At 69.3% G+C, this 22,993-nt stretch carries 27 protein-coding genes, 1 tRNA gene and 1 pseudogene; 17 read left to right on the top strand and 12 right to left on the bottom strand.

All coding sequences use genetic code 11. The features are described 5' to 3' along the window. Nucleotides 1-427 (bottom strand): alcohol dehydrogenase catalytic domain-containing protein (locus I7S92_RS05310; RefSeq protein WP_197642452.1); only part of this gene is annotated, 427 nt, incomplete at its 3' end. A 98-nt stretch (nt 428-525) separates the two neighbouring features. Between I7S92_RS05310 and I7S92_RS05315 the strand changes: the two genes are divergently transcribed. Next, nucleotides 526-801, top strand: a complete 276-nt coding sequence (locus I7S92_RS05315) for an I78 family peptidase inhibitor (protein WP_197642453.1) — start codon at nt 526-528, stop codon at nt 799-801. Between the two features lie 57 nt (nt 802-858). On the opposite strand, the gene I7S92_RS05320 is transcribed toward I7S92_RS05315, so the two are convergent. Beyond that, entirely contained in the window at nt 859-1,302 is a 444-nt protein-coding gene (locus I7S92_RS05320; RefSeq protein WP_197642454.1) for a c-type cytochrome, read from the bottom strand. Nucleotides 1,303-1,536: 234 nt separating this feature from the next. On the opposite strand from I7S92_RS05320, the gene I7S92_RS05325 reads away from it, so the two are divergent. From I7S92_RS05325 to I7S92_RS05365, 9 genes are all read left to right on the top strand, one after another. After that, a complete protein-coding gene (locus tag I7S92_RS05325; protein ID WP_197642455.1) occupies nt 1,537-1,755 on the top strand; it encodes a hypothetical protein in 219 nt (72 codons plus the stop codon). A gap of 13 nt (nt 1,756-1,768) precedes the next feature. After that, nucleotides 1,769-3,070: an RNA polymerase factor sigma-54 gene (locus I7S92_RS05330; RefSeq protein WP_197642456.1), complete on the top strand. Its 1,302-nt coding sequence runs from the start codon at nt 1,769-1,771 to the stop codon at nt 3,068-3,070. A gap of 33 nt (nt 3,071-3,103) precedes the next feature. Further along, the gene (locus I7S92_RS05335) at nt 3,104-5,104 is read left to right on the top strand and encodes a hydantoinase/oxoprolinase N-terminal domain-containing protein (protein WP_197642457.1); all 2,001 of its coding nucleotides are present in this window, start codon (nt 3,104-3,106) and stop codon (nt 5,102-5,104) included. 272 nt (nt 5,105-5,376) lie between these two features. Next, nucleotides 5,377-5,453: transfer RNA gene (locus I7S92_RS05340), tRNA-Met, on the top strand. Nucleotides 5,454-5,558: 105 nt separating this feature from the next. Continuing rightward, the gene (locus tag I7S92_RS05345) at nt 5,559-6,020 is read left to right on the top strand and encodes a RidA family protein (protein WP_197642458.1); all 462 of its coding nucleotides are present in this window, start codon (nt 5,559-5,561) and stop codon (nt 6,018-6,020) included. Next, nucleotides 6,017-6,790 carry a glycerophosphodiester phosphodiesterase family protein gene (locus I7S92_RS05350; protein WP_197642459.1) on the top strand — a complete coding sequence of 258 codons (774 nt, stop codon included), beginning with the start codon at nt 6,017-6,019 and terminating at the stop codon, nt 6,788-6,790. Before I7S92_RS05345 ends, I7S92_RS05350 begins: the two co-directional genes overlap by 4 nt. 96 nt (nt 6,791-6,886) lie before the next feature. Further along, entirely contained in the window at nt 6,887-8,038 is a 1,152-nt protein-coding gene (locus I7S92_RS05355) for a GNAT family N-acetyltransferase (RefSeq protein ID WP_197642460.1), read from the top strand. A gap of 23 nt (nt 8,039-8,061) precedes the next feature. After that, nucleotides 8,062-8,673 carry a glutathione S-transferase family protein gene (locus I7S92_RS05360; RefSeq protein ID WP_197642461.1) on the top strand — a complete coding sequence of 204 codons (612 nt, stop codon included), beginning with the start codon at nt 8,062-8,064 and terminating at the stop codon, nt 8,671-8,673. Next, on the top strand, nt 8,670-9,035 hold the full coding sequence (locus I7S92_RS05365; protein ID WP_197642462.1) for a 4a-hydroxytetrahydrobiopterin dehydratase: 366 nt from the start codon (nt 8,670-8,672) through the stop codon (nt 9,033-9,035). Before I7S92_RS05360 ends, I7S92_RS05365 begins: the two co-directional genes overlap by 4 nt. A 38-nt stretch (nt 9,036-9,073) precedes the next feature. Here I7S92_RS05365 and I7S92_RS05370 read toward each other — a convergent pair whose 3' ends face one another. After that, complete coding sequence (locus I7S92_RS05370; protein ID WP_197642463.1) at nt 9,074-9,559, bottom strand: peroxiredoxin; 486 nt, start codon at nt 9,557-9,559, stop codon at nt 9,074-9,076. Between the two features lie 44 nt (nt 9,560-9,603). On the opposite strand from I7S92_RS05370, the gene I7S92_RS05375 reads away from it, so the two are divergent. The 4 genes from I7S92_RS05375 to I7S92_RS05390 all read left to right on the top strand — a co-directional run bounded on the left by I7S92_RS05375 (nt 9,604) and on the right by I7S92_RS05390 (nt 14,147). Next, nucleotides 9,604-10,851 carry an NAD(P)/FAD-dependent oxidoreductase gene (locus I7S92_RS05375; protein WP_242070085.1) on the top strand — a complete coding sequence of 416 codons (1,248 nt, stop codon included), beginning with the start codon at nt 9,604-9,606 and terminating at the stop codon, nt 10,849-10,851. Then, a complete protein-coding gene (gene rsmD, locus I7S92_RS05380) occupies nt 10,848-11,408 on the top strand; it encodes a 16S rRNA (guanine(966)-N(2))-methyltransferase RsmD (RefSeq protein WP_197642464.1) in 561 nt (186 codons plus the stop codon). The genes I7S92_RS05375 and rsmD overlap by 4 nt, the downstream gene beginning before the upstream one ends. Continuing rightward, the gene (locus tag I7S92_RS05385; protein WP_197642465.1) at nt 11,405-12,061 is read left to right on the top strand and encodes an HAD family hydrolase; all 657 of its coding nucleotides are present in this window, start codon (nt 11,405-11,407) and stop codon (nt 12,059-12,061) included. Before rsmD ends, I7S92_RS05385 begins: the two co-directional genes overlap by 4 nt. Nucleotides 12,062-12,122: 61 nt before the next feature. Beyond that, nucleotides 12,123-14,147 carry an NADPH-dependent 2,4-dienoyl-CoA reductase gene (locus I7S92_RS05390; protein ID WP_197642466.1) on the top strand — a complete coding sequence of 675 codons (2,025 nt, stop codon included), beginning with the start codon at nt 12,123-12,125 and terminating at the stop codon, nt 14,145-14,147. Here I7S92_RS05390 and I7S92_RS05395 read toward each other — a convergent pair. Next, on the bottom strand, nt 14,144-14,401 hold the full coding sequence (locus tag I7S92_RS05395) for an EF-hand domain-containing protein (protein ID WP_197642467.1): 258 nt from the start codon (nt 14,399-14,401) through the stop codon (nt 14,144-14,146). The two genes, I7S92_RS05390 and I7S92_RS05395, sit on opposite strands and share 4 nt — an antisense overlap. Nucleotides 14,402-14,513: 112 nt before the next feature. Between I7S92_RS05395 and I7S92_RS05400 the strand changes: the two genes are divergently transcribed. Both I7S92_RS05400 and I7S92_RS05405 read left to right on the top strand, forming a co-directional pair. Continuing rightward, complete coding sequence (locus tag I7S92_RS05400; RefSeq protein ID WP_197642468.1) at nt 14,514-14,693, top strand: hypothetical protein; 180 nt, start codon at nt 14,514-14,516, stop codon at nt 14,691-14,693. A gap of 70 nt (nt 14,694-14,763) precedes the next feature. Further along, the gene (locus I7S92_RS05405) at nt 14,764-15,669 is read left to right on the top strand and encodes a LysR family transcriptional regulator (RefSeq protein WP_197642469.1); all 906 of its coding nucleotides are present in this window, start codon (nt 14,764-14,766) and stop codon (nt 15,667-15,669) included. 31 nt (nt 15,670-15,700) lie between these two features. Here the strand turns inward: I7S92_RS05405 and I7S92_RS05410 are convergent, their stop codons facing one another. Genes I7S92_RS05410 through I7S92_RS05420 form a run of 3 tightly spaced genes read right to left on the bottom strand, consistent with a single transcriptional unit; the run spans nt 15,701 to nt 18,066 of the window. Further along, complete coding sequence (locus I7S92_RS05410; protein ID WP_354001304.1) at nt 15,701-16,645, bottom strand: OmpA family protein; 945 nt, start codon at nt 16,643-16,645, stop codon at nt 15,701-15,703. 21 nt (nt 16,646-16,666) lie between these two features. Beyond that, nucleotides 16,667-17,350, bottom strand: coding sequence for a GNAT family N-acetyltransferase (locus tag I7S92_RS05415; RefSeq protein ID WP_197642470.1), 684 nt, complete (start codon nt 17,348-17,350; stop codon nt 16,667-16,669). Then, nucleotides 17,347-18,066, bottom strand: coding sequence for a competence/damage-inducible protein A (locus I7S92_RS05420; protein ID WP_197642471.1), 720 nt, complete (start codon nt 18,064-18,066; stop codon nt 17,347-17,349). Before I7S92_RS05420 ends, I7S92_RS05415 begins: the two co-directional genes overlap by 4 nt. A 109-nt stretch (nt 18,067-18,175) precedes the next feature. On the opposite strand from I7S92_RS05420, the gene map reads away from it, so the two are divergent. Then, entirely contained in the window at nt 18,176-18,985 is an 810-nt protein-coding gene (gene map, locus I7S92_RS05425; RefSeq protein ID WP_197642472.1) for a type I methionyl aminopeptidase, read from the top strand. Nucleotides 18,986-19,042: 57 nt separating this feature from the next. On the opposite strand, the gene I7S92_RS05430 is transcribed toward map, so the two are convergent. From I7S92_RS05430 to I7S92_RS23450, 5 genes and pseudogenes are all read right to left on the bottom strand, one after another. Further along, complete coding sequence (locus I7S92_RS05430) at nt 19,043-19,402, bottom strand: hypothetical protein (protein ID WP_197642473.1); 360 nt, start codon at nt 19,400-19,402, stop codon at nt 19,043-19,045. 7 nt (nt 19,403-19,409) lie between these two features. Further along, the gene (locus I7S92_RS05435; RefSeq protein ID WP_197642474.1) at nt 19,410-20,162 is read right to left on the bottom strand and encodes a DUF6478 family protein; all 753 of its coding nucleotides are present in this window, start codon (nt 20,160-20,162) and stop codon (nt 19,410-19,412) included. A gap of 6 nt (nt 20,163-20,168) precedes the next feature. Beyond that, nucleotides 20,169-21,902 carry a dihydroxy-acid dehydratase gene (gene ilvD / locus I7S92_RS05440; RefSeq protein WP_197642475.1) on the bottom strand — a complete coding sequence of 578 codons (1,734 nt, stop codon included), beginning with the start codon at nt 21,900-21,902 and terminating at the stop codon, nt 20,169-20,171. Nucleotides 21,903-21,978: 76 nt separating this feature from the next. Next, the gene (locus tag I7S92_RS05445; RefSeq protein WP_242070086.1) at nt 21,979-22,797 is read right to left on the bottom strand and encodes a hypothetical protein; all 819 of its coding nucleotides are present in this window, start codon (nt 22,795-22,797) and stop codon (nt 21,979-21,981) included. Nucleotides 22,798-22,812: 15 nt separating this feature from the next. Next, nucleotides 22,813-22,908: pseudogene (locus I7S92_RS23450) on the bottom strand (zinc-ribbon domain-containing protein); the annotation flags it as partial. Between the last annotated feature and the right edge of the window lie 85 nt (nt 22,909-22,993).

Below are 22,993 nucleotides of genomic sequence, written 5' to 3' on the forward strand. Positions count from 1 at the left end.
CGAAGGTCGAGCAGCCCATGTAGTGATGGATCGGCGTGCCGTCGAGCATCGAGAACCGCGTCGTCCCGTCCGGCATCAGCCCCTTGCCTTGCGTGTCGCGGATCGCGGTGCAGAGGTTGGTCTTGCGGCTGAGGCAGGACGGGCATTCCCGGCATTCCGGCGTGTAGAGCGGGATCACATGGTCGCCCGGTTTCAGGCTTTTCACCCCCGGCCCGCATTTCACCACCACGCCCGCGCCTTCATGGCCGAGAATGGAGGGGAAGATCCCCTCCGGGTCCGCGCCCGAGAGGGTGAATTCGTCGGTATGGCAGATGCCGGTGGCCTTGATCTCGACCAGGACCTCGCCTTCCCTGGGGTCGTCGAGATTGACCTCCATCACCTGCAAGGGTTGTCCGGCGGCGACTGCAACGGCGGCTCGGGTGCGCATGGGGTTTGACCTCCTTCAAGATTTTCCGGAACCTGTGCCAAACTCGGGCGTAAAGCAATCAGGTATTCCCGATGCACCCCAGGACTATGGAGCGAAAGATGAAACATGGCCTGCCCCTGCTGCTCTGCGCCCCGCTGCTGCTGGCCGCCTGCGTCGAGCCGATGCCGCCCCCCTACGACCCGGTGGACGCCTGCGGCGCGTCCGAATTCCAGTATCTCGTCGGCAAGCCCGGCGTGCTTCTGGACGGGATGCATTTCAGCCAGGAGGTGCGGGTGATCCAGTACGGGATGGCGGTCACGATGGACTTCCGCGCCGACCGGCTGAACTTCTGGCTGGACCGGCGTGACGTGATCGAAAAGGTCGTCTGCGGCTGATCGCATGAAAAAGGCCCCGGTCGGAGGACCGGGGCCCGTGCTTCCGTGTGACGGGACTTATTCCTTCATCACGCGATAGGTGGTGTGGCAATCCTTGCAGGCGCCGCCCAGCTTGCCCATCCCCGCGCCGATGCTTTCGGCCGAGGCGACATCCATCGCGCCCGCCGCCTCGCCAAGCGTCTTGGCCTTGACCAGGAAATCCTCCCAGTTGGTCCAGATCTCGGGCTTGGCTTCCGAGACCGGATCGGTCGCGCCCGGCTCGGCGAAGGTGGCCTCGATCTTGCCCGCGGCTTCGACCAGGGCGGCCTTGGCGGTCTCGGCCTGGGCGGCGTCGAAGGCAGTCTTGCCCTTGGCCATGTCGCCCAGGATGCCGGTGTTCTTGCCGACCAGTTCCATCAGCTCCTCGCGGGCGATGGCGTTCGGGTCGGTGCGTTCGGCCTCGGCCTGGGCGGTGCCGGCGGCAAGGATGGTGGCGATGGCGAAGGCTTTCGCAAGTTTCATTCGTCGGGCTCCCGTGCGGTTTTGTCGCAGGCCACTATAGGGACGGCGATCCGGCCCGGAAGCGGGCGTTACACCCCCTCACGCAGTTGTCATTGCAACCGCAGGTTCGGACTCGGCCTGTGCGAGGCAGGGCGGGGATGGCCCGAGCCAAAGGAGAATGAATGTCCGGTCGGCGCATCCTTGCGCTCTGGTTGCCGCGCCCGGCGCCGGAGTGTCCAGCACCTCCGCCCGGACGTGCTGCACGCGCCGCTCGCCGCCGTGGCCGAGGTGAACGGGGCCGAGGCCGAGGCGGGGAGAATCCCGGCTGGCGCGAGGGTGCGCGATTGCCGATGGCTGGTATTGCGGGAGATCTTCGGCTGGCCTCGCGGCGGGGCGACGGAATTCCAGGAAGAATTCCGGCCCGGAAATCGTTCGATTTCCGGCGTTTCGCTTGCCAGCCTCGTGCCCGCGTGAAACGATCCGGCCCATGAAGTCCAGAAGCCGCATCTCGGTGCAGCAGACGCAGCGGCTGACGCTGACGACGAAGCTCGCCGCCTCGATCCGCCTGTTGCGCGCCGATGCCGCCGGGCTGAGCCGCTATCTCGAGGAACAGGCGGCGGAAAATCCGCAACTGCTTCTGTCGCGCCCGCCGCCTGCCGACTGGCTTCCCCGCTGGCGGGCGGCTTTCGCCCCGGCCGGAGAGCTTCCCGAAACCGCTGCCCTGGCGCCCAGCCTCGTCTCGCACGCGCTTGCGCTGGTCGACACGCTGCGCCTCTCCCCGCGGGAGGCCCGCATCGCCGAGGCCCTGGTCGAGGGGCTGGAGCCTTCGGGCTGGCTTGGCCCGCCGCTTTCCGCCATCGCCCGGCAAGCCGGGGCGTCCCTGGCCGAGATCGAGAGCCTGCTTTCCCGCCTGCAGGCCCGCGCCGAGCCGACCGGCCTTTTCGCCCGGAACCTGTCGGAATGCCTGCGCCTGCAGGCCGAGGACGCGGGTGAGCTGGATCCGCCGATGGTGGCCGTTCTCGACCGGCTCGACCTGGTGGCGCGGGGCGAGATCGACCGGATCGCCCGCGATTCCGGTTTCGACGCCGATGCGATCCGCCTGCGCATCGGTCGCCTGCGCCGCTACGACCCGAAGCCCGGTGCCGGATTCCACCCCCTTGCCGCGCCGCTGCGCGAGCCCGATCTGGTCGCCGAAAAGCGCGAAGGGGTCTGGGTGGTGCAGCTGAACCGCTCGGCCCTGCCGACGCTTGCCGTCGCCCCCGGCCGGGGTGGCGGCCGGGCCGAGGCGCGGGCGCTGATCCGGTTGGTCGAAGGGCGGAACGCCACGCTCCTCAGCGTCGCGCAGGAGATCCTGGCGCGGCAGCATCCCGCCTTGGAACTGGGGCCCGGCGCGCTTCTGCCGATGACCATGGCCGAGGTGGCCGAGGCCCTGGGCCTGCATGAAAGCACCGTCAGCCGGGTGGTTGCCGGAACCGCCGTGGACACGCCGCGCGGCACCTGGTGGCTGCGCGCGCTGTTCACCCGGCCGGCGCGCGACGGCGGGCCGGCGGCCGGGGCACTGCGCGACCGGCTGGCCCGGCTGGTGGCCGAGGAGGACCCCGCCGCGCCCCTGACCGACGAGGCCCTGGCCCTGGCCCTGGCCGAGGGCGGGGCCCCGCTCGCCCGGCGCACCGTGGCCAAGTATCGCGCCATGCTGGGCCTGCCGCCCGCCCATCGCCGCCGCCTGCGCGCCGCTCGACCGACGGCGCGTGTCGCTTCCGGGGATGACAGGGGTCAGAAGCTGGCTTAGCTGGCAGGAAAGGGCAGGCAGGCAGGGACTGGCATGGCGATCTTTCTGGGTGTCGATACCGGGGGCACCTATACCGATGCGGTGATCCTGGACGATGTGGCGAACCAGGTCCTCGGCAAGGCCAAGGCGCTGACCAGCCGGCATGACCTGGCCATCGGCATCGGCCAGGCGGTCGACGCGGCCCTTGCCGCCGCCGGGGTCGCCGCGGGCGAGGTGGCGCTGGTCTCGCTTTCCACCACGCTGGCGACCAATGCGCTGGTGGAAGGGCAGGGCGCCCGGGTGGCGCTGGTCTTCATCGGCTTTGGCGACAGCGACCTGTCGCGCGGCGGCCTGTCCGAGGCGCTGAAGGGCGACCCCGTGATCGCCCTCGGCGGCGGCCACACCCATGCCGGGAACGAGGCCGCGCCCCTGGACCTCGCCGCGCTGGAGGAGGGGCTGCGCACCCTCGGCGATCAGGTCTCGGGCTATGCCATCGCCTCCAGCTTCGCCACCCGCAACCCCGAGCACGAGATCGCCGCGCGGAATCTGGTCCGCCGCCTGACCGGCAGTCCGGTGACCTGCAGCCACGAGCTCTCGGCCAATCTGAACGGCCCCAAGCGCGCGCTGACCGCCGTGCTGAACGCCCGGCTGATCGGGATGATCGACCGCCTCGTCGCCGCCTGCGAGCGTCACCTGGCCCGGGTTGGCATCGACGCGCCGCTGATGGTGGTGCGCGGCGACGGGGCGCTGATCAGCGCCGCCATGGTGCGCGAGCGCCCGATCGAGACCATCCTCTCCGGCCCCGCCGCCAGCATCGTCGGCGCGCGCTGGCTGACCGGCGCCTCGGACGCGCTCGTCTCGGACATCGGCGGCACCACGACCGACGTGGCGCTGCTGCGGGACGGCCTGCCCGAGATCGACCCCGAGGGCGCGCGCGTCGGCGGCTTCCGCACCATGGTCGAGGCGGTGGCGATGCGCACCTCGGGCCTGGGCGGCGACAGCGAGGTGCATCTGGTCACCGAGGGCCTGGCGGGCGGGTTGCACCTTGGACCCCGGCGGCTGATGCCGGTCTCGCTCCTTGCGATGGAGCACGGGCCGATGGTCCATGCCGCCCTCGACCGCTGGCTCTCGACCGAATCCGCGGGCGAGATGGACGGCCGTTTCGTCGTCCCGATGACCGGCCAGCGCGGCGGGCTGAACGCCCGCGACATCGCGGTGCTGGACCGGATCACCCGGCCGATGCCGATGGCCTCTGCCCTGACCTCGCGGCTGGAGGTGGCGGCGCTGGAGCGGCTGGTGGCGCGCGGCCTCGTGATGATCTCGGGCGTGACGCCCTCGGATGCCAGCCACATGCTGGGGCGGCAGGAGGGGTGGGACGCGGCGGCGGCCGAAAAGGCGCTGCGCCTGCTGGCCCGGCGCCGCACCGGCGCGGGCGAGCGCTTCGCCGGCGGGCCCGAGACCCTGTCGCAGGCGATCGTGGACCAGCTGACGCGGCAGACCGTCGACTGCCTTCTGGAAGCCGCCTTCGCCGAGGACCCGCGCTTTGCCGCCGAGCCCCCCGTCGGACTGGCCCGCCACGGCCTGACCCGCGCCGGGATGGACCAGCATCGCGGCATCGTCGAGATCGGCCTCCGGCTCGGCGTGCCGGTGATCGGCCTCGGCGCCTCGGCCCCGTCCTATTACGGCGCGGTGGGCGAGCGGCTGGGCTGCCCGATGATCCTGCCCGACCATGCCGGGGTCGCCAATGCCATCGGCGCCGTCGCGGGCCAGGTCAGCCAGCGCGCGACCGGCACCATCTCCTCGCCGGCCGAGGGGCGCTATGTGACCCATCTCGCTTCCGGGCTGCAGAATTTCTCCACCCCCGAGGCGGCGCTCGAGGCGCTCGAGGCCGCGCTGGTGGCCGAGGCGTCAGAGCGCGCGCGTGAGGCCGGGGCGGTGGACCTGCGCCTCACCATCGACCGCCAGGTGAAGGACGTCGAGATCGAGGGCCGCACCATGTTCATCGAGGCAAGGGTCTCTGCCACCGCCTCGGGCCGCCCCCGCGTCGCCCGCTAGCCGGGCTCGACCCGGGGCAGGGTGAAGATTTCCGGCAGCGCCGGGGCTCAGGCTGCGGTTGGCCTCGTTAAAGATGGCGGAACCTCCGGGGCCGGCTCCGCAAGGCCGGGCGTCGCAGCCATGGCCGCCTACTCCAGATCCGCCAGAACCTGCCCCTCGCGGAAATCGGCCTCCTCCATGGCATGCGGGATGCTGCATAAGTGGCCGGAAGGCAAACCCGCCCAGATTCACCCTTGACCTCGCCCCGCCGCGCCCTTAATCCGCGCCGCAGTGGCTAGGTAGCTCAGCTGGTTAGAGCGTGCGACTCATAATCGCAAGGTCGAGGGTTCGAGTCCCTCCCTCGCCACCATTTCCCTCTCGGACGCGTCGCAAGTGCCTGGAAAGGCGTCGGCCCCGCCTTGCCCCTCCTCCGGCCAGCCGCTAGGCTCCGCCCCGACCAGCTGCGGAGGACCCCATGCACCCGATCGAGAAACGCCTTGCCGAACTGGGCGTCACCCTGCCCGACGCCCCCGCCCCGGCGGCGAATTATGTGCCCTTCGTGCAGCTGGGCAATCTGGTCCACATCTCGGGCCAGATCAGCCAGAGCGAGCAGGGCCTGATCAAGGGTCGGTTGGGTGCGGACATGGCCGTCGAACAGGGGGCCGAGGCGGCGAAACGCTGCGCGATCTCGCTTCTGGCGCAGCTGAAGAAGGCCGTCGGCGGCGACTGGGACCGGCTGGACCGCGCGGTCAAGCTGGTGGGCTTCGTGAACTCCACCCCCGATTTCACCGACCAGCCCAAGGTGATCAACGGCGCTTCCGACTTCATGGTCGCCGTCCTGGGCGATGCCGGCCGCCACGCCCGTTCGGCCGTCTCGGCCGCCTCGCTGCCCCTCGGCGTCGCGGTCGAGATCGAGGCGATCTTCGCCCTGAAATGAGCCGGGTCCCGCTGCCGGAAAGCTTCCTCCGCCTGCCGATCGCGCATCGTGCCCTGCACGACCGGGCGGCGGGCCGGATCGAGAATTCGCCCGCCGCGATCCGCGCGGCGGTGGCGGCGGGCTATGCGATCGAGGTGGACCTGCAGCTGTCGCGCGATGGCGTGGCGATGGTCTTCCATGACGAGGAACTGGACCGCCTGACCGGCGAGACCGGCCCGGTGAACGCCCGCAGCGCCGAGGAACTGGGTCGCATCCGCCTGAAGGATGCGGCCGACACGATCCCGACCCTCGCCCAGGTCCTGGCCCTGATCGATGGCCGCGTGCCGCTGCTGGTCGAACTTAAGGACCAGACCCTTGCCATGGGCCCGACCGACGGCCGGCTGGAGGCGGCGACGGCCCAGGCGCTGACCGGCTACCGGGGCGATGTGGCGGTGATGTCCTTCAATCCCCACTCCATCGCCCATATGGCCCGCCTTGCCCCGCAGCTGCCGCGTGGGATCACCACCTCGGCCTATGACCCCGAGGACTGGGCCCCCCTGCCTCCCGCCACCTGCGACCGGCTGCGCGCGATCCCGGATTACGCCCCGACCCTCTCCAGCTTCATCAGCCACGAGGCCGCCGACCTTGCCCGCCCCCGCGTGGCCGAACTGAAGGCGCAGGGCGCGGCGATCCTGTGCTGGACCATCCGCTCGCCCGAGGCCGAGGCGAAGGCGCGCGAGATTGCCCAGAACGTGACCTTCGAAGGCTATGCGGCGCAGTTCCCGGCTTGACCTTGCCCTGGTGGCGGCCAGTTCCACATTGGTCGAAATATCCTGCGGGGGTGCGGGGGTGCAAAACCCCCGCGGGTTCCGCCTGGGGAACCCCGCATGGCCGATCTGACACTTCACGACAGCCTGTCCGAGATTGCCGCCTCGGACTGGGACGCCTTGGCCGCACCCGAGCCGGGCCGCCCTGTCGACCCTTTCACCACCCATCGCTTCCTCTCCGCCCTGGAAGCCTCGGGCTCGACCGGCCCCGGCACCGGCTGGCAGGCCCGGCCGCTGGCCCTGCGCGAGGGCGGGCGCCTCGTGGCCGTCACGCCGCTTTACGTCAAGGCGCACAGCCAGGGCGAATACATCTTCGACCATGGCTGGGCCGAGGCTCTCGAAAGGGCAGGGGGGCGCTACTATCCCAAGCTGCAGGTCGCCGTTCCCTTCACCCCCGCCACCGGCCGCCGCTTCCTTGGCGCGGACCCGTGTCGTGAAACCCTCTGGCGCGCCGCCATCGGCATCGCAGCGCGGAACCGTCTCTCTTCCCTGCACGCCACCTTCTGTACGGCAGAGGAAGCCGCGGCGCTGGCGGGCGTCGAGGGCACGCTCCACCGCGTTACCCAGCAGTTCCACTGGCAAAACCGGGGGTACGGCAGCTTTGCCGACTTCCTGTCCGACCTCTCCAGCCGCAAGCGCAAGATGATCCGGAAAGAGCGCGAAGTGGCGCTGGCCTCGGGTCTGACGTTCCGCAGCCTGACCGGGGACGAGATCGAGTCCGCGCATTGGGCGGCGTTCTGGGCCTTCTACCAGGACACCGGCAGCCGCAAATGGGGCCGCCCCTACCTGACGCGGCAGGCGTTTGATCTGTTCCACCAGACCATGCGCGACGACATCCTTCTGGTCCTTGCATTCGACGATGGGCGTCCCGTTGCCGGGGCGCTGAACTTCATCGGCCGCGATGCGCTTTACGGTCGCTACTGGGGCTGCATCCAGGACCACCCCTGCCTGCATTTCGAGCTCTGCTATTACCAGGCCATCGACTGGGCCATCGCCCATGGCCTGCAAAGGGTCGAGGCCGGGGCGCAGGGCGAGCACAAGCTTGCCCGTGGCTACCTGCCGGTTCAGACGCATTCCCTGCACTGGATCGCCGAGCCCGCCTTCCGGACGGCGGTGGACCGCTACCTGCAGGCGGAACGCCGCGCAGTCGGCGAGGAGATCGAGGTGCTGACCAGCTATGGCCCCTTCCGCCGGGGGCCGGATCGGGAGTAGCCTTCCCGGGGGAGGACCCGCCGATGCTGACCTTCTACACCAACCCGATGTCGCGCGGCCGCATTGCCCGCTGGATGCTCGAGGAGTTGGGCCAGCCCTACAGGACCCAGGTCCTGGAATACTACACCACGATGAAGGCGCCGGACTATCTGGCGCTCAATCCGATGGGCAAGGTTCCCGCGATCGTCCACGATGGCAAGGTCGTGACCGAGGTGGCGGCGATCTGCACCTATCTGGCGATGACCTTCCCCGAGGCCGGGCTGATGGCCGAGGACAAGGCCGCCTTCTTCCGCTGGATGTTCTTCGCCGCGGGCCCGCTGGAGCAGGCGGCGGTCAATGCCTCTTTCGGCTGGCATCCCTCGGGCCCGCAGGAAAAGCGCCGGGCGGGCTATGGCGACCTGGCCGATGTCCTGGGCGCGTTGACCGGGCATCTGGCCGCACATGATTTTGTGGCCGACGGCCGCTTCACTGCCGCCGATGTCTATGTCGGCAGCCAGATCGGCTGGGGGATGCAGAACGGCGGCATTCCGGCCAATGCCGTGTTGCAGGCCTATTGGGCGCGGATCAGGGACCGCCCCGCCCGCCAATCGGCCGAGGCCCTCGACAATGCCCTGATCCGGGAGAACCAGCCATGACCCAGCTTCTGCCCGAAGCGGACCGCAAGACCCTGTTGCCGCCCCTGGCCGAGACCGGCTGGGCCGCCGTGCCGGGCCGCGACGCGATCCGCAAGATCTGGAAGTTCCGCAGCTTTTCCGAAGCCTGGGGCTTCATGTCCCGCGCGGCCCTGGTGGCCGAGAAGCTGAACCACCACCCGGAATGGAGCAATGTCTACAACGTGGTCGACGTGACCCTGACCACGCATGACTGCCAGGGGCTTTCGCGCCTTGACCTCGATCTCGCCAAGGCGATGGACCGCTTCGCGCCCGGCGCCGAAATCCAGCGCGATCATGGCGAGCCGGTCAGCTGCCTGTGCGAGATCCACGCGCGCAAGGCGTGAGGCGGGAAGGTGGGCAGATTGCCCACCCTGCGACGGGTTCAGAGCTGCGACAGCAGGTGTTCGCCCGCCGAAATCTCGCAGCCCGGCCCGGTTTCGGGGTTGAACTGCGTGACCACGCCATCCTCCGCCACCAGCGAGTAGCGTTTCGAGCGGGCCAGAAGGCCGAGATGCGGCAGGTCCAGGGTCATGCCGATCGCCCTGGTGAAGCTGGAATCCGCATCGGCGACCATCGAGATCCCGGCGGCATCGGCACCCGTCGCCTCGCCCCAGGCCTTCATCACGAAGGGATCGTTGACCGAGACGCAGATGATCTCGTCCACGCCCTTTTCGGCCAGCTTCCCCGCAGTGCGGATGAAACTTGGGACATGCGCGGTCGAGCAGGTGCCGGTGAACGCGCCCGGCAGGCCGAAGATCACCACCTTGCGGCCCTTCAGCACCTCGGTCAGGTTCACCGGCTCGGCCCCGGCCTCGGCCATGCGCAGAAGGGTTGCCTCGGGCAGCTTCGCCCCGATCGTCAAAGTCATTTTCGTCATTCCTCGTCACCAGGCTGCGTTGCGCAGGTTGCGCCATGGGTTATAGGCTCTGGCGCAAGGGTTTCCAGAGGGATGCGGGCATGCGGGTGGTGATCGTCGGGGCAGGGCAGGCAGGCGCGGCATTGGCGGCCAGGCTGCGCGCGCTGGGCCATGCGGGGGAGATCGTGATGCTTGGGGACGAGCCCGCGCCGCCCTACCAGCGCCCGCCGCTGTCGAAGGCCTATCTGCTGGGCGAGATGGAGGAGGACCGGCTCTGGCTTCGCTCGCCCGAATTCTGGGCCGAGAACAACGTGACCCTGCGGCTGGGCCAGGCCGTCACCGACCTTGATCTCGTGGCCAAGACCGTGACCGTCGGCGGCGAGGCGCTGGAATACGACCAGCTTGCGCTGACCACCGGCTCCTCTCCCCGCCGCCTTTCCCCGGCGCTGGGCGGCGCGCTGGAGAGGGTGTTCGCGGTGCGGACGCTGGCCGATGTCGATGCCATGCGCGCCGAGTTCCAGCCCGGCCGCCGCGTCATCATCGTCGGCGGCGGCTATATCGGGCTGGAGGCGGCGGCGGTCGCGGCGAAGCTTGGTCTCAACGTCACCGTGCTGGAGATGGCGCCCCGCATCCTGCAACGCGTCGCGGCGCCCGAGACCTCGGCCCATGTCCGCGCGCTGCACCAGTCCCACGGCGTCACCGTGCTGGAGGAAACCGGCCTTGACCGGCTGGAGGGCGACGACCGGGTGACCGGGGCGATCCTGAGGGACGGCCGGGTCCTGCCGGCGGATTTCGTGATCGTGGGCGTCGGCATCACGCCGAACACCCACCTGGCCGAGAATGCGGGCCTTGCGATCGACAACGGCATCGCCACCGATGCTTATGGCCGGACCTCCGACCCGGCGGTCTGGGCGGCGGGCGATTGCGCCTCGTTCCCGCATGGCGGCGGGCGGCTCCGGCTGGAATCGGTCGGCAATGCCATCGACATGGCCGAGGCGGTGGCCGCCAACATTCTGGGCGCCGGCCAGCCCTATGAGGCGAAGCCCTGGTTCTGGTCCGACCAGTTCGACCTGAAGCTCCAGATCGCCGGGTTGAACACCGGCTATGACCGCATCGTCACCCGCAAGGGCGAGGGGGATGCCGTCAGTTTCTGGTATTACCAGGGCGACCGCCTGCTCGCCGTGGACGCGATGAACGACAGCCGCGCCTATATGGTCGGCAAGCGCCTGATCGAGGCCGGCAAGTCCCCCACGGCCGAGGCGGTGACCTCGACCCCCGACCTCAAGGCCCTGCTCAAGGCATGAGGATCATCGGCGGCGCACGCCGGGGCCTGAAGCTGGCCGATGTGGGCGAGGGCGATGCCGCCGCCCATCTCCGCCCCACATCGGACCGGGTGCGCGAGGCGATCTTCAACTTGGTGATCAACGCCCGGTCCTTTCCGCTGCACGGGGCGCGGGTGCTGGACCTCTTCGCCGGGACCGGCGCGCTGGGGCTCGAGGCGATCAGCCGCGGCGCGGCCGAGGCGGTGTTCGTCGATGACGGCGCGAAGGCGCTGGCGCTGCTGAAGGCCAACATCGCGAAGATGCGGGCCGAGGGCGAAACCCGCGTCCTGCGCCAGAATGCCACCCGCCTGCCGCCGAACCCTGCCGCCCCCTTCCCGCTGGTCTTTCTCGATCCCCCCTACGGCAAGGCGCTGGGCGAGGCCGCGCTCGCCTCGGCCCGGGTGCGGGGCTGGCTGGCGCCGGGTGCACTGATCGTCTGGGAGGAAAGCCAGCCCCCGGTGCCGCCGGAAGGCTTTGCCCTTGTCGACCAGCGGAAGTATGGCGACACCATCGTCACCCTGCTCGAGGCCCCCGCATGACCCGCCCCTCTGCCGTCCTTTTCGATTGCGACGGGGTGATCACCGACAGCGAAGGGCCGACCTTCGACCTTCTGATCGCCGACCTTGCCGGCCATGGCCTGCCGCTTACCCGGCACCAGCTTGAGACCGACTATATCGGCGGCACCATCGAGACCGTGGCCCTGCGCGCCCGCGCCGCCGGGGCGGTGCTGCCCGAGGACTGGGTCGCCCGGTTCTATGACCGGATGTATGCGATGCTGGCGGAGGAAACCGCGCTGATCCCCGGCGTGGTCGAGGTCTTCGACCGGCTGGATGCGGCGGGGGTTCCCTTTGCCGTCGGCTCGAACGGAACGCCCGAGAAGATGCGGATCAGCCTTGGCCAGCACGGGCTGCTCCCGCGTTTCCGCGCCGTGCTGTCCGGTCAGGCGCTCGGCCGTCCGAAACCCGCGCCCGATGTCTACCTTGCCGCCGCCGCTGCCTGCGGGGCGGAGCCCGCCGCCTGCGTGGTGATCGAGGACAGCCCCTCGGGCGCCCGCGCCGCGCTCGCGGCCGGGATCCCCTGCCTGGGCTTCGCCCCGCACGGATCCGGCAGCCCGCCCGCCCGCGGCCTTGCGGCGCTGGGCGTGCCGCTGTTCCACCGCATGTCCGACCTGCCCGCGCTGCTGGAGCTGTGACGTCGCGTTGCGGGTGACAGGCCCCGCGCGCCGGGCCATTCTGCCGGGAAAAGAGGGAACCATGACCAGCCATCCCCATCTCCTCGCCCCGATCACGCTCGGCTGCCATACCTTGCGCAACCGCTGCCTGATGGGCTCGATGCACACCGGGCTGGAGGAAACCGGCGACTGGTCCCGCGTCGCCGCCTTCTACGCCGCGCGCGCCAGGGGCGGGGCCGGGTTGATCGTCACCGGCGGCATAGCCCCGAATGCCGAGGGCGGCGTCTTTCCCGGCGCGGCGGGCCTTTTCACCGATCGTGACATCGCCAACCATGCCGGGGTGACCGATGCCGTCCATGCCGAGGGCGGCCATATCGTCATGCAGATCCTCCACGCCGGGCGCTACGCCTATTCCCCCGATTGCGTCGCGCCCTCGGCCGTGAAATCGCCGATCTCGCCCTTTCCACCGAAAGAGCTGGACGAAGCCGGGATCGAAAAACAGATCGCCGACATCGCCACCGCCGCCGCCCGCGCCATTCAGGCCGGCTATGACGGGGTCGAGGTCATGGGCTCCGAAGGCTATTTCCTCAACCAGTTCCTCGTCACCCACACCAACCGCCGCAGCGACCGCTGGGGCGGCCCTTACGCCAACCGGATGCGCCTGCCGGTCGAGGTGGTCTCGCGTGTGCGGCAGGCCATCGGGCCGGGCGCGATCCTGGTCTATCGCATCTCGCTGATCGACCTGATTCCCGACGGCTCCAGCTGGGAGGAGATCGTCCGGCTCGCCCGCGCCATCGAAGCGGCAGGAGCGAACATCCTGAACACCGGCATCGGCTGGCACGAGGCGCGGGTGCCCACCATCGCCACCTCGGTCCCCCGCGCCGCCTTCGCCCGGCTGACCGCCCGCCTGCGGCCCGAGGTCGGCATCCCCGTCATCGCATCGAACCGGATCAACACTCCCGAGGTGGCCGAAGAACTGCTGGCCTCGGGGGTCGCCGACATGGTCTCGATGGCCCGCCCCTGGCTGGCCGAGCCCGAGTTCATCCTCAAGGCCGCCACCGGCCGCGCGGCGGAAATCGCCCCCTGCATTGCCTGCAACCAGGCCTGTCTCGACCACACCTTCTCGGGCAAGCTCACCTCCTGCCTGGTGAATCCCCGCGCCTGTCATGAGACCGAGCTGACCTATGCGCCCGCCCTGGCGCCAAAGCGCATCGCCGTGGTCGGCGCAGGCCCGGCCGGCATGACCGCCGCCATGGTCGCGGCGGAGCGGGGTCACCAGGTCACGCTGTTCGACAGGGCCTCGCAGGTCGGCGGCCAGCTCAACCTGGCGAAACGGGTTCCGGGGAAGGAGGAGTTCCGGGGCCTGGTGGACTGGTTTGCCGTCCGGCTGCAGGCCTCCGGCATCACCCTGCGCCTCGGTCGCGCCGCCAGCCTCGCCGACCTTCGCGACTTCGATGAGGTGGTGATCGCGACCGGCGTCACCCCGCGCGATCCGGGGATTCCTTTTGAACCGGGGGCGCGGGTCCTGTCCTATGTCGACGTGCTGCAAGGCACCGATCCTGGCCGCCGGGTGGCCATCGTCGGCGCGGGCGGGATCGGCTTCGACGTGGCCGAGACGCTGGTCCACGCAGGCACCAGCCCGACCGAGGACCCCGCGCTCTGGCGCCGGGAATGGGGCGTCACCGCGCCGTGGGAGGATAGGGGCGGCCTGGCGCCGCAAGGACCTGCGCCGGAGCCCCCGGCGCGCGAGGTGCATCTGCTGCAGCGCAAACCCGAAAAGCCTGGCCGCCACCTTGGCAAGACCACCGGCTGGATCCACCGCGCCACCCTGGCGATGAAGCGGGTCAGGATGCGGGGCGGGGTGAACTATGACCGTATCACGCCCCAGGGCCTCTGGCTTTCCCACGGACCCGACCGCGAGAGGCCAGAGCTTCTCGCGGTCGATGCCGTCGTCCTTTGCGCAGGTCAGGTGCCGGATCGGACCCTGTCCGAGGCCCTGACCCGGGCGGGCATCCCCCACCATCTGATCGGCGGAGCGGATGTGGCGGCCGAACTGGATGCCAAGCGCGCGATCGATCAGGCCGCGCGCCTGGCCGCCCGGCTTTAGTTGCCGGTCGCCGGCGCGGCGATCACGCCATTGTCCAGCGCCGTCTGCAGCTCGGTCGCGTCGACCTGGCCGTCGGTATTCGTGTCGATGCCGGCAAAACCTTCCTCGGTCAGGTCGGTCCAGACCGCCTGCAACTCCACCAGCGACCAGGTGCCGTTGCCATCGGTGTCCGTCACCTCGGGCAGGGTCGCGGTCTGGGCGACGGCGGCCGTGGCCAGGGCCAGAGGTGCAAGGAACATTGCGATGCGGGTCATGGGAATCTCCTTCTTGGTCCATGAGGCGGATGGCGTTGATGCCACCAGCGGGGCAGAACCTGCGCAATCCCGGAAGGATATTCCAGATGTCCTGTGAGATTCTGCGGCATGCTTGGCGAAACCCCGCATTTCTGGTGGCTTCTGGGAACATTTTCCTGCCGATGCCGAATATTGGGCCTTCCGCCGCCCATACCTGCTGATGGAAGCGGCGGACCGCCGCGCAACCGCCATCCCCGAGTTACGTTTCGACGCCATGAACGATCCCCCAGAATACCCCGGATCGGTCGCTTGAATGCCGCCATCCTGCCCGATTTGGCCGGGAAAGATGGAAGGCAAGGCGTGAAGTTCCCGAAGAGGACGAAATGGATCGACTGACCGAGATGGAGGCCTTCGCCACTGTCGTGGACCAAGGCGGCTTCACCGACGCGGCGAAGAAGATGGGGATTTCCAAATCCGCTGTTTCCAAGCATGTCTCCGCGCTTGAGGCGCGGTTGGGCGCCCGCCTCTTGAACCGCACCACCCGCCGTGTCAGCCCGACCGAGATCGGCCTTGCCTATTATGACCGCGCCCGCCGCGTGCTGAACGACGCGGGCGAGGCCGACGCGCTGGTGACCTCGATGCAATCCGCGCCCTCGGGCCTCTTGCGGGTGTCGGTCGCCACCGATTTCGGCGTCAACCTGCTGTCGCCGATCCTGGGGGATTTCCTGCTGGAATATCCCGAGATCACCGTGAACATGGTGCTGAACAACCGCTATGTCGAACTGATCAGCGAGGGTTTCGACATGGCGATCCGTGTCGGCGACCTCGAGGATTCCAGTCTCCGCGCCCGCAAGCTGACCGAGACGACCAAGCGGATGATCGGTGCGCCGTCCTATTTCCAGAAATTCGGCCGCCCGCAGAAGATCGACGATCTGAACGACCACAAGCTTCTGCACTATTCCAACCAGGCCAACGGGAACGTCTGGAAGATCACCGCGCCCTCGGGCGAAAAGCGCCAGGTCCGCTCGATCGGATGGCTGACGGTGAACGATGGGCAAAGCCTGCTGAACGCCGCGATTTCGGGCCTGGGCATCGCCTACCTGCCCAGCTTCCTTTACGCCGACGCCATGCGCCAGGGTCTGGTGGAGGAGGCGATTCCCGGCCTGCCGGTCGAGACGCTCGGCATCTACGCCGTCTATCCGCCGGGCCGCTTCACCCAGCCCAAGGTGCGCGCCTTCATCGATTTCCTCGCCAAGCGCTATCAGGAAAAGGGCCCCGACAACTGGTGATCGCGGCGCGGGGCAACCCTTGTTCCGATCCTCAGCGGGTCGAGGTCACCACGGCCTCGACCCGCCGGTTCTTCTGGCGACCCTCCTCCGTCTGATTCGTCGCGCGCGGGGCCAGGAAGCCCACGCCCTCGGCCATGACCCGGCCAGGATCGGCGCCATAGCGATCCTCCAGCACCTGCGCCACCGCCTCGGCCCGGCGTTCCGACAGCGCGATATTCGCTGCCAGGCTGCCCGAGGCATCGGTATGGCCGACCAGCGCCAGTGTCCCGTCCGGGTTCGCCTCCAGCCAGGCCGCCAGTGCCGCCAGCGAGGGATAATCCCCCTCGGCCAGCGCGGACGAGCCGCTGGCAAAGACCAGATCCTCCAGCACCGCCGCGCCCTCCGCATCCAGCGTGGCGCCGATCTCGCCGGTTGGCGCAATGGGCAGGGCCTGCGGCTCCGCCACCTCCAGATCGACGCTTGCCGCTACCGGGGCGGCGGTCGGATCCGAGGGCCGGACCCGCGTCACCTGCACATAGATCGACGCGGCCGAGCGGCTGACCAGGACCGAGACCGCCTCCTCGCCCTTTTCGGCCGAGAGGAAGCGGAAATCGCCCAGGTCGACATGCATATCGGGCTCGGGCATCACATCGGTGCCGAAACGGAAGTCGAAGCCGCCGCAGGCACGGGTCTCGCAGTCGAAGACCACCCTGAAGCCCGCCGCGACGATCTGCGCGCGCAGACCCTCGATCACCCCCAGCGTCGTCTGATCGCCCGCCTCCAGCTGCCAGGCCCGCTGGTCCACCGCCCCGTCCACCTGCCGCGAGGGCACCGACTGCCCGTCGAAGGGGCCCAGCGGCAGGGCATGGCTGCCCCTCGCCTCGCTGCGGCTCTCCTCGCCCAGGATCTTGCCCGGAAGGTCCAGCGTCAGCCCATGCGCAAGTCCTGGCAGGGCTGCCAGCAGCAGGGAAACCACAGCCTTGAAGACGTTCTGCACTGCCCGCGCCGCTTTCCGCGATCACTTCATCCGGTAGTGATACTGTCCCACATTCCGCAACCCGAGACGAGCGTAGAGCGCCCGGGCGGCGATGTTCCGCTCTGTCACCACCAGTGACAGCCGCGTCGCCCCCTCGGCGGCGGCCCAGTTCGCCGCCGCGCGCAGAAGATTCGCGCCCACGCCCTGCCGCCGCACGCTCTCGCGCACCTCAAGCGCATGGAGCATCGCCTCCTTCCCGTGCAGCGCGACGAACGCGGCCCCGGCGGGGTGATCCTCGTGCCGGGCCAGGATCGCGGTGCGCTTGCCCACGGTGCGCTCCATCACCGCGACGCGTTCGGGGCCGATCCCGCCCTCGGCCCAGATCGTCCTGGCAATCGCCAGCGGCGCCCAGTGCGGGAAGGCGGACAGCGGCGGCAGGTCGGCGTTCAACTCCGCCACCGGCGCGGCATAGGCCACCACCGGATCGACCATGCGCCAGCCCCGCGCCTCCAGCGCCCGGTCCAGCGCCGTCTCGCCCTCGCGGATCAGCACCAGCCCCTGGTCCAGCGCGTCGAGATCCGCCTCGGTCCAGTCCCCCGCAGAACTTGCCGCCGAGACGCGCTTGCCGCCCCCCGCGCCATCGCGGCACAGGAACGGCCCCTGGCGCCAGACCCGCGCCGCGGGCCAGGTCGCCTCCATCACCGCCGCCAGCTCCTCGGGCGTCATGCGAACAGCCGCGTCAGCCGGACCATCGCCTCGTCCAGCCGCCCCGGATCGGTGCCCCGGATCACCAGGTTGGTGCCATAGGCGCCGTTCTGGATGAAGGGGTAGGAACCCATCGAAAGATCGGGAAACTCGGCCGCCAGTGCGCCGAAGGCCTCGGCAACCTCGCCCTCGCCCCGGTCCACCCGCAGGTTCTGCGACAGAAGCGGCGGCCCCCCCGTCAGCCTGGGCAGGACGCTGGCGACCATCGCCTGGAAGATGTTCGGCACGCCCGCCATCACATGCACATTGCCGATGGTGAAGCCCGGCGCGATCGAGACGGGGTTGTCGATCAGGCCTGCTCCCTCCGGGATCCGCGCCATGCGCTGCCGCGCCTCGTTGAAAGGCAGCCCGGAACGGTCGTAATGCGCCTGCAAGAGCGCCATCGCATCCGCCCGATGCCCGATCCTCGCCCCCATCGCCTCGGCCACCGCATCGGCGGTGATGTCGTCATGGGTGGGGCCGATCCCGCCCGAGGTGAACAGATGGTCATACCGTCCCGACAGTTCCCGTACGGCGGCGACGATCTCGGCGTGGACATCCGCCACGATCCGCGCCTCGCGCAGGGTGATGCCGGCGCGGGTCAACTCGCCCGCCAGATAATGCAGGTTCGAATCGCGGGTGCGCCCGGACAGGATCTCGTCCCCGATCACCAGAATCGCCGCGGTTGGGTTGGTCATCGCTCGCTCCCTTGGCTGGTTTTTGTATAGCCAAGCACTGCAGGCTTTCAAACCCCGCCTCTGGCCAATTCCGCGCAAGGCTCTTATGTAGGGGACAAGGAGACCGGGATTGGACGAACAGCGCGCGCGTATCACTAAGGATGGCATCCGCATCTATGAAGACGCGGATTTCGCGGGCATGCGCACCGCCGGGCGTGTCGCGGCCGAGATCCTGGACGCCGTCGCCCCGCTGGTCCTGCCCGGCACCACGACCGGCGCGATCGACGATTTCATCACCGAGGAGATCAAGCGCCGTGGCGTGATCTCGGCAACCATCGGCTACAAGGGCTACAAGCACGCCTCCTGCATCAGCGTGAACCACGTGGTCTGCCACGGGATTCCGGGGCCGAAGGTGCTGCTGGACGGCGATATCCTGAACGTCGACGTGACGGTGATCGTGGATGGCTGGTACGGCGATACCAGCCGGATGTATGTGGCCGGCGCGCTGCCCCGCAAGGCCGAGCGTCTGGTCGAAGTCACGCATGAGGGCCTGATGCGCGGCATCGCCGCCGTCAAGCCGGGCAATACCTTCGGCGACATCGGCCATGCGATCCAGTCCTATGTCGAGGCGCAGCGCATGTCGGTCGTCCGCGACTTCTGCGGCCATGGCCTCGGCCGGGTGTTCCACGCGCCGCCGAACGTGCTGCACTACGGCCGCGCGGGATCTGGTCCGGTGCTGGAAGAAGGCATGTTCTTCACCATCGAGCCGATGGTGAACCTGGGCCGTCCCGAAACCAAGGTGCTTGCCGACGACTGGACCGCCGTGACCCGCGACCGTTCGCTTTCGGCGCAGTTCGAGCACTCGGTCGGCGTCACCGCCACCGGCTGCGAGATCTTCACCCTGTCCCCGGCAGGCAAGTTCCACCCGACCTGGGGCTGAGGCGCGCCCAAATTCCTTCGAAGGAATTTGCAAAAGTTTTCGAAAACTTTTGCGCCTCTATTCCGACGTTTCCGCGCAATGCCGTCGGAAGGCCCGCTTCAGCAACTCAAGCTCTGCCCGCAACAGGCCGACCTCTGCCCGCAGGTCTTCATCCGGCGGCAACCCGGCGATCAGGGTGATCCGCGACAGCACCTCGCCGTCCAGCCGCAACAGCACCACCTGCACCCCTTCGGACAGGATCGTGCCCGGCAGCGGCACCCGCACCGCGTGACCCTCGGGCAGCGCCACGACCTCCACTCCCGGCAGGGCGGCGCCATCATGCAGCGCCTCGACCCGGGGCGCCGCGCCCGCGCCGGTCAGGAGGCCCTCCCAGGTTCCATTTGCGATCCGCGTCTGGGTCAGGGTCGGTCCGGCCATCACATGCTCACAGTCCGGCGCGCGGGCGGCGGCTGAGGACCGCGTCGCGCAAAAGGATACGGGTCATCGCCACATCGTTGAAGATCAGGTCCAGCCAGGCCCGTTCGATCCGCGCCTCGCCGATCCCGGCATAGGCCAGGTCGAACTCGGCCTCCCCGCCCTGCGTCAGGTCGCTGGTCTGCTGCGCCAGCCCGGCCGAGTGCTTGAGGTTCAGCCGCGCAAAGGCGCGCAGCGGCCGGTCGGCCTCGATCACAGCATCCAGCCGCAGCACATGGCGCGGGCCCAGGCCGGTTGCGGCGCCTTCAGGCAGGCCGAGCGAGAGCGACAGGAAATTGCCGCGAAAGCCGAAAACCTCCAGCGCAAGGCCGAAAGGCGTGCGCCCTTCCGTGTTCCGCAGCTGGCGGAAGGCGATTTCGGACAGCGGGCAGTCGTGGTAGAGGGCAAGATCCTCGCTGACCTGGCTCGCCTGCCCGGCGATGACCTCGCCCGGATCGGGCAGCGGCCCGCGCCAGCCATCCGGCCGCCAGATCCAGTCGGTTCCCAGCGGCCATTCCTGACGATCGGTCAGCGGCAGGGACAGGCGGGCGTCGGCGGCATGGACCAGCCGGTCGATCTGGCGGCGCATGGCCCGCGCCTCGGCCCGCAGCGCGGGAAGCTCGAAGAGGTCGAGCTCCGGCGCATCGGTGCCGGCCCGCGTCCAGCGCCCCTGCACCCGGCGCAGGCACCAGCGGTCAAGCGCCTGGGCCAACCGTCCTGCCATGGAGCGTCACTGGTCCATGTAGACGTGGCTTTCTTCCTTCGCGCCCGGATGCGTCACCGCCCCCCAGCGCGCGCCGCCGACCAGTTTCGCGAACTTGTGCACCGCGCCCGAGGTGTATTGCGTCTTGCGCGGCCCTTTCCACTCGGCCTTGCGCTTCGCCAGTTCCTCGTCCGACAGCGCCACCGACAGCTCGCCGGTCAGGGCGTTCAGGCTGATGATGTCGCCGTTCCTGAGGAGCGCAATCGGCCCGCCATGCGCCGCCTCCGGCCCGACATGGCCGACGCAGAAGCCCCGCGTCGCGCCCGAGAAGCGACCGTCGGTGATCAGCGCCACCTTCTTGCCCATGCCGTGACCGGACAGCGCGGCGGTGGTCGCCAGCATCTCGCGCATCCCCGGCCCGCCCGCCGGGCCTTCGTTGCGGATGACGATGACCTCGCCCTCCCTGTATTCCCGCTTCTTCACCGCCTCGAAGGCGTCCTCCTCGCATTCGAAGACGCGGGCCGGGCCGGAGAACACCTGCTCGGTCTCGGTCATCCCCGCGACCTTCACGATGGCCCCGTCCGGCGCGAGGTTGCCCTTCAGGCTGACCACGCCCCCGGTCTTGGTGATAGGTGAGCTGATATGATAGATCACCCGCCCATCCGCCTCGCCCCGGATTTCCTCAAGGCTTTCGCCCAGGGTCTTGCCGCTGGCGGTGATGCAGTCGAGGTGCAGGAGCCCCTCGCGCGCCAGTTCCTTCATCACCACGGCCACGCCGCCCACCTCGTGCAGGTCCTTGGCGACGTATTTTCCGCCCGGACGCAGGTCGACGAAATAGGGCGTGTCCTTCATGATCTTGGCCACGTCGAAGAGGTCGAAATCCAGCCCGGCCTCGTTCGCCAGCGCCGGCAGGTGCAGCGCCGCGTTGGTGGAGCCGCCGGTGCAGCCCACCACCCGCGCCGCATTCTCCAGCGCCTTCCGCGTCACGATGTCCCGGGCGCGGATGTTCTTCTCGATCAGGTTCATCACCGCAACACCCGAAGCCTCGCCATACTGGTCGCGGCTTTCATAGGGCGCCGGGGCCGAGGAGGAATTCAGCAGCGCCAGCCCGATCGCCTCGCTGACGCAGGCCATGGTGTTCGCAGTATATTGCGCGCCGCAGGCACCGGAGGACGGGCAGGCGACCTTCTCCATGATTTCCAGCTCGGCCTCGCTCAGGACGCCGGCCTGGTTCTTGCCCACAGCCTCGAACATGTCCTGCACGGTGATGTCCTGGCCGTTGTAGCGGCCGGGCAGGATCGACCCGCCGTAGATGAAGACCGAGGGCACGTTCAGCCGAACCATCGCCATCATCATCCCCGGCAGCGACTTGTCGCAGCCCGCCAGCCCGACGATGGCGTCGTAGCAGTGCCCCCGCATCGTCAGTTCCACCGTGTCGGCAATCGCATCGCGCGACGCCAGCGAGGACCGCATCCCCTCATGCCCCATGGCGATGCCGTCGGTCACGGTGATCGTCGTGAACTCGCGCGGGGTGCCGCCGCCCTTCTTGACTCCCTGCTTGACGATCTGCGCCTGGCGGTTCAGCGCGATGTTGCAGGGGGCCGCCTCGTTCCAGCAGGTCGCCACGCCCACCCAGGGCTGGTGGATCTCTTCTTCCGTGATCCCCATCGCGTAGAAATAGCTGCGATGGGGCGCGCGCGCCGGGCCTTCGGTCACATGGCGGCTGGGAAGCTTCGACTTGTCGAAACGCTGGTTGGACATGGCGGTTTCCTCACGGAATGTGCTTACCGCAAGGGATAAAGACCCGCCCGGTCCGGGGCAAGCCGATTTGCCGGGCTCAGCCGCCGTTCAGCGCCACCGTGGCCTGGCGCATCACCCCGTCCAGCTGCAGCCGCAACCCGTTGATCAGCGCGACATAGCTGTCCAGCGGCTCGGCCAGCGCCGGGACCAGCCGCGACAGGGCAGGGGCCGCAAGGTAGACCGCCGCGCCGATCATCGCCACCGCCATCACCATCAGGAAGCCGCTGCGGAACCCGCCGCCGGTCTCGGGCGGGGGCAGGTCGGCCGGGGTGTGGTCCTGCTCATGCTCGGACGGCCGCAGCGAGGAGTTGATCTCCTCGACATCCGGCAGAAGGTCGCGCCGGGCCGCGGGCCGGGCTTCTTCCGCGACCGGGGCGGCCGCCGGGGCGGCGGCGGCCGCGGCCAGGGCAGCGCCAAGCGCGGGCGGCGGCTCCGAGATATTGGTCTCGGCCCGCCGCGCCTTCACCTCGCGCTCGGCCTCCTCGCGCAGGATCGCCAGCACCGAGTCATCCACCTTGTAGGCGGGCGCGGCCTCGATCTCTGGCTCAGGATCGACCTCGGGCTCAGCCTCGGACGCAGCCTCGATCCCCGGCTCCGGCGCGATCTCGGGTTCATCTTCCGGGGGTTCTTCGGGGGCATCCTCGGGCAGATCGACCGGAATCTCGACGGGCAACGCGCCGGGCAGTTCCTCCGGCACCTCCTCGGGCAGGTCTTCCGGCAGGTCCTCGGGCGTGATCTCGGGTTCGACCTCGGGTTCGGGCTCCGGCCTCTGGGCGGAGGGCGCCGCCGTCGCCACCGGCGGCGCCTCGGCCACGGGCGTCAGGACCGGGGTCGGTTCGGCCGCAACGGGGCGCATCTGGAACCAGGCGTGATTGCAATTCGCGCATTGCACGTCGCGGCCGCCTTCCGGGATGGCGTCGTCCGGAACCTCGTATTTCGCCTCACATTTCGGGCAAACCAACCGCATCCTGTTCCCTCAACGCCAGTTTCGGCTACCGCTCGGAAGTTCTCTATCCCTTAATTCCTGTGGTTCCAAGGGTTTGTCTCGCGGC

The organism is Tabrizicola soli (genome assembly GCF_015999335.1).
Classification (GTDB): domain Bacteria; phylum Pseudomonadota; class Alphaproteobacteria; order Rhodobacterales; family Rhodobacteraceae; genus Tabrizicola; species Tabrizicola soli.

What these genes read in the sequence shown, in the direction of transcription:
- I7S92_RS05315 (WP_197642453.1), top strand. Translation starts at nt 526, where the DNA reads ATGAAACATGGCCTGCCCCTGCTGCTCTGCGCCCCGCTGCTGCTGGCC.
- I7S92_RS05320 (WP_197642454.1), bottom strand. Translation starts at nt 1,302, where the DNA reads ATGAAACTTGCGAAAGCCTTCGCCATCGCCACCATCCTTGCCGCCGGC.
- I7S92_RS05330 (WP_197642456.1), top strand. Translation starts at nt 1,769, where the DNA reads ATGAAGTCCAGAAGCCGCATCTCGGTGCAGCAGACGCAGCGGCTGACG.
- I7S92_RS05335 (WP_197642457.1), top strand. Translation starts at nt 3,104, where the DNA reads ATGGCGATCTTTCTGGGTGTCGATACCGGGGGCACCTATACCGATGCG.
- I7S92_RS05345 (WP_197642458.1), top strand. Translation starts at nt 5,559, where the DNA reads ATGCACCCGATCGAGAAACGCCTTGCCGAACTGGGCGTCACCCTGCCC.
- I7S92_RS05350 (WP_197642459.1), top strand. Translation starts at nt 6,017, where the DNA reads ATGAGCCGGGTCCCGCTGCCGGAAAGCTTCCTCCGCCTGCCGATCGCG.
- I7S92_RS05355 (WP_197642460.1), top strand. Translation starts at nt 6,887, where the DNA reads ATGGCCGATCTGACACTTCACGACAGCCTGTCCGAGATTGCCGCCTCG.
- I7S92_RS05360 (WP_197642461.1), top strand. Translation starts at nt 8,062, where the DNA reads ATGCTGACCTTCTACACCAACCCGATGTCGCGCGGCCGCATTGCCCGC.
- I7S92_RS05365 (WP_197642462.1), top strand. Translation starts at nt 8,670, where the DNA reads ATGACCCAGCTTCTGCCCGAAGCGGACCGCAAGACCCTGTTGCCGCCC.
- I7S92_RS05370 (WP_197642463.1), bottom strand. Translation starts at nt 9,559, where the DNA reads ATGACTTTGACGATCGGGGCGAAGCTGCCCGAGGCAACCCTTCTGCGC.
- I7S92_RS05375 (WP_242070085.1), top strand. Translation starts at nt 9,604, where the DNA reads ATGGGTTATAGGCTCTGGCGCAAGGGTTTCCAGAGGGATGCGGGCATG.
- rsmD (WP_197642464.1), top strand. Translation starts at nt 10,848, where the DNA reads ATGAGGATCATCGGCGGCGCACGCCGGGGCCTGAAGCTGGCCGATGTG.
- I7S92_RS05385 (WP_197642465.1), top strand. Translation starts at nt 11,405, where the DNA reads ATGACCCGCCCCTCTGCCGTCCTTTTCGATTGCGACGGGGTGATCACC.
- I7S92_RS05390 (WP_197642466.1), top strand. Translation starts at nt 12,123, where the DNA reads ATGACCAGCCATCCCCATCTCCTCGCCCCGATCACGCTCGGCTGCCAT.
- I7S92_RS05395 (WP_197642467.1), bottom strand. Translation starts at nt 14,401, where the DNA reads ATGACCCGCATCGCAATGTTCCTTGCACCTCTGGCCCTGGCCACGGCC.
- I7S92_RS05405 (WP_197642469.1), top strand. Translation starts at nt 14,764, where the DNA reads ATGGATCGACTGACCGAGATGGAGGCCTTCGCCACTGTCGTGGACCAA.
- I7S92_RS05415 (WP_197642470.1), bottom strand. Translation starts at nt 17,350, where the DNA reads ATGACGCCCGAGGAGCTGGCGGCGGTGATGGAGGCGACCTGGCCCGCG.
- I7S92_RS05420 (WP_197642471.1), bottom strand. Translation starts at nt 18,066, where the DNA reads ATGACCAACCCAACCGCGGCGATTCTGGTGATCGGGGACGAGATCCTG.
- I7S92_RS05430 (WP_197642473.1), bottom strand. Translation starts at nt 19,402, where the DNA reads ATGGCCGGACCGACCCTGACCCAGACGCGGATCGCAAATGGAACCTGG.
- I7S92_RS05435 (WP_197642474.1), bottom strand. Translation starts at nt 20,162, where the DNA reads ATGGCAGGACGGTTGGCCCAGGCGCTTGACCGCTGGTGCCTGCGCCGG.
- ilvD (WP_197642475.1), bottom strand. Translation starts at nt 21,902, where the DNA reads ATGTCCAACCAGCGTTTCGACAAGTCGAAGCTTCCCAGCCGCCATGTG.
- I7S92_RS05445 (WP_242070086.1), bottom strand. Translation starts at nt 22,797, where the DNA reads ATGCGCCCCGTTGCGGCCGAACCGACCCCGGTCCTGACGCCCGTGGCC.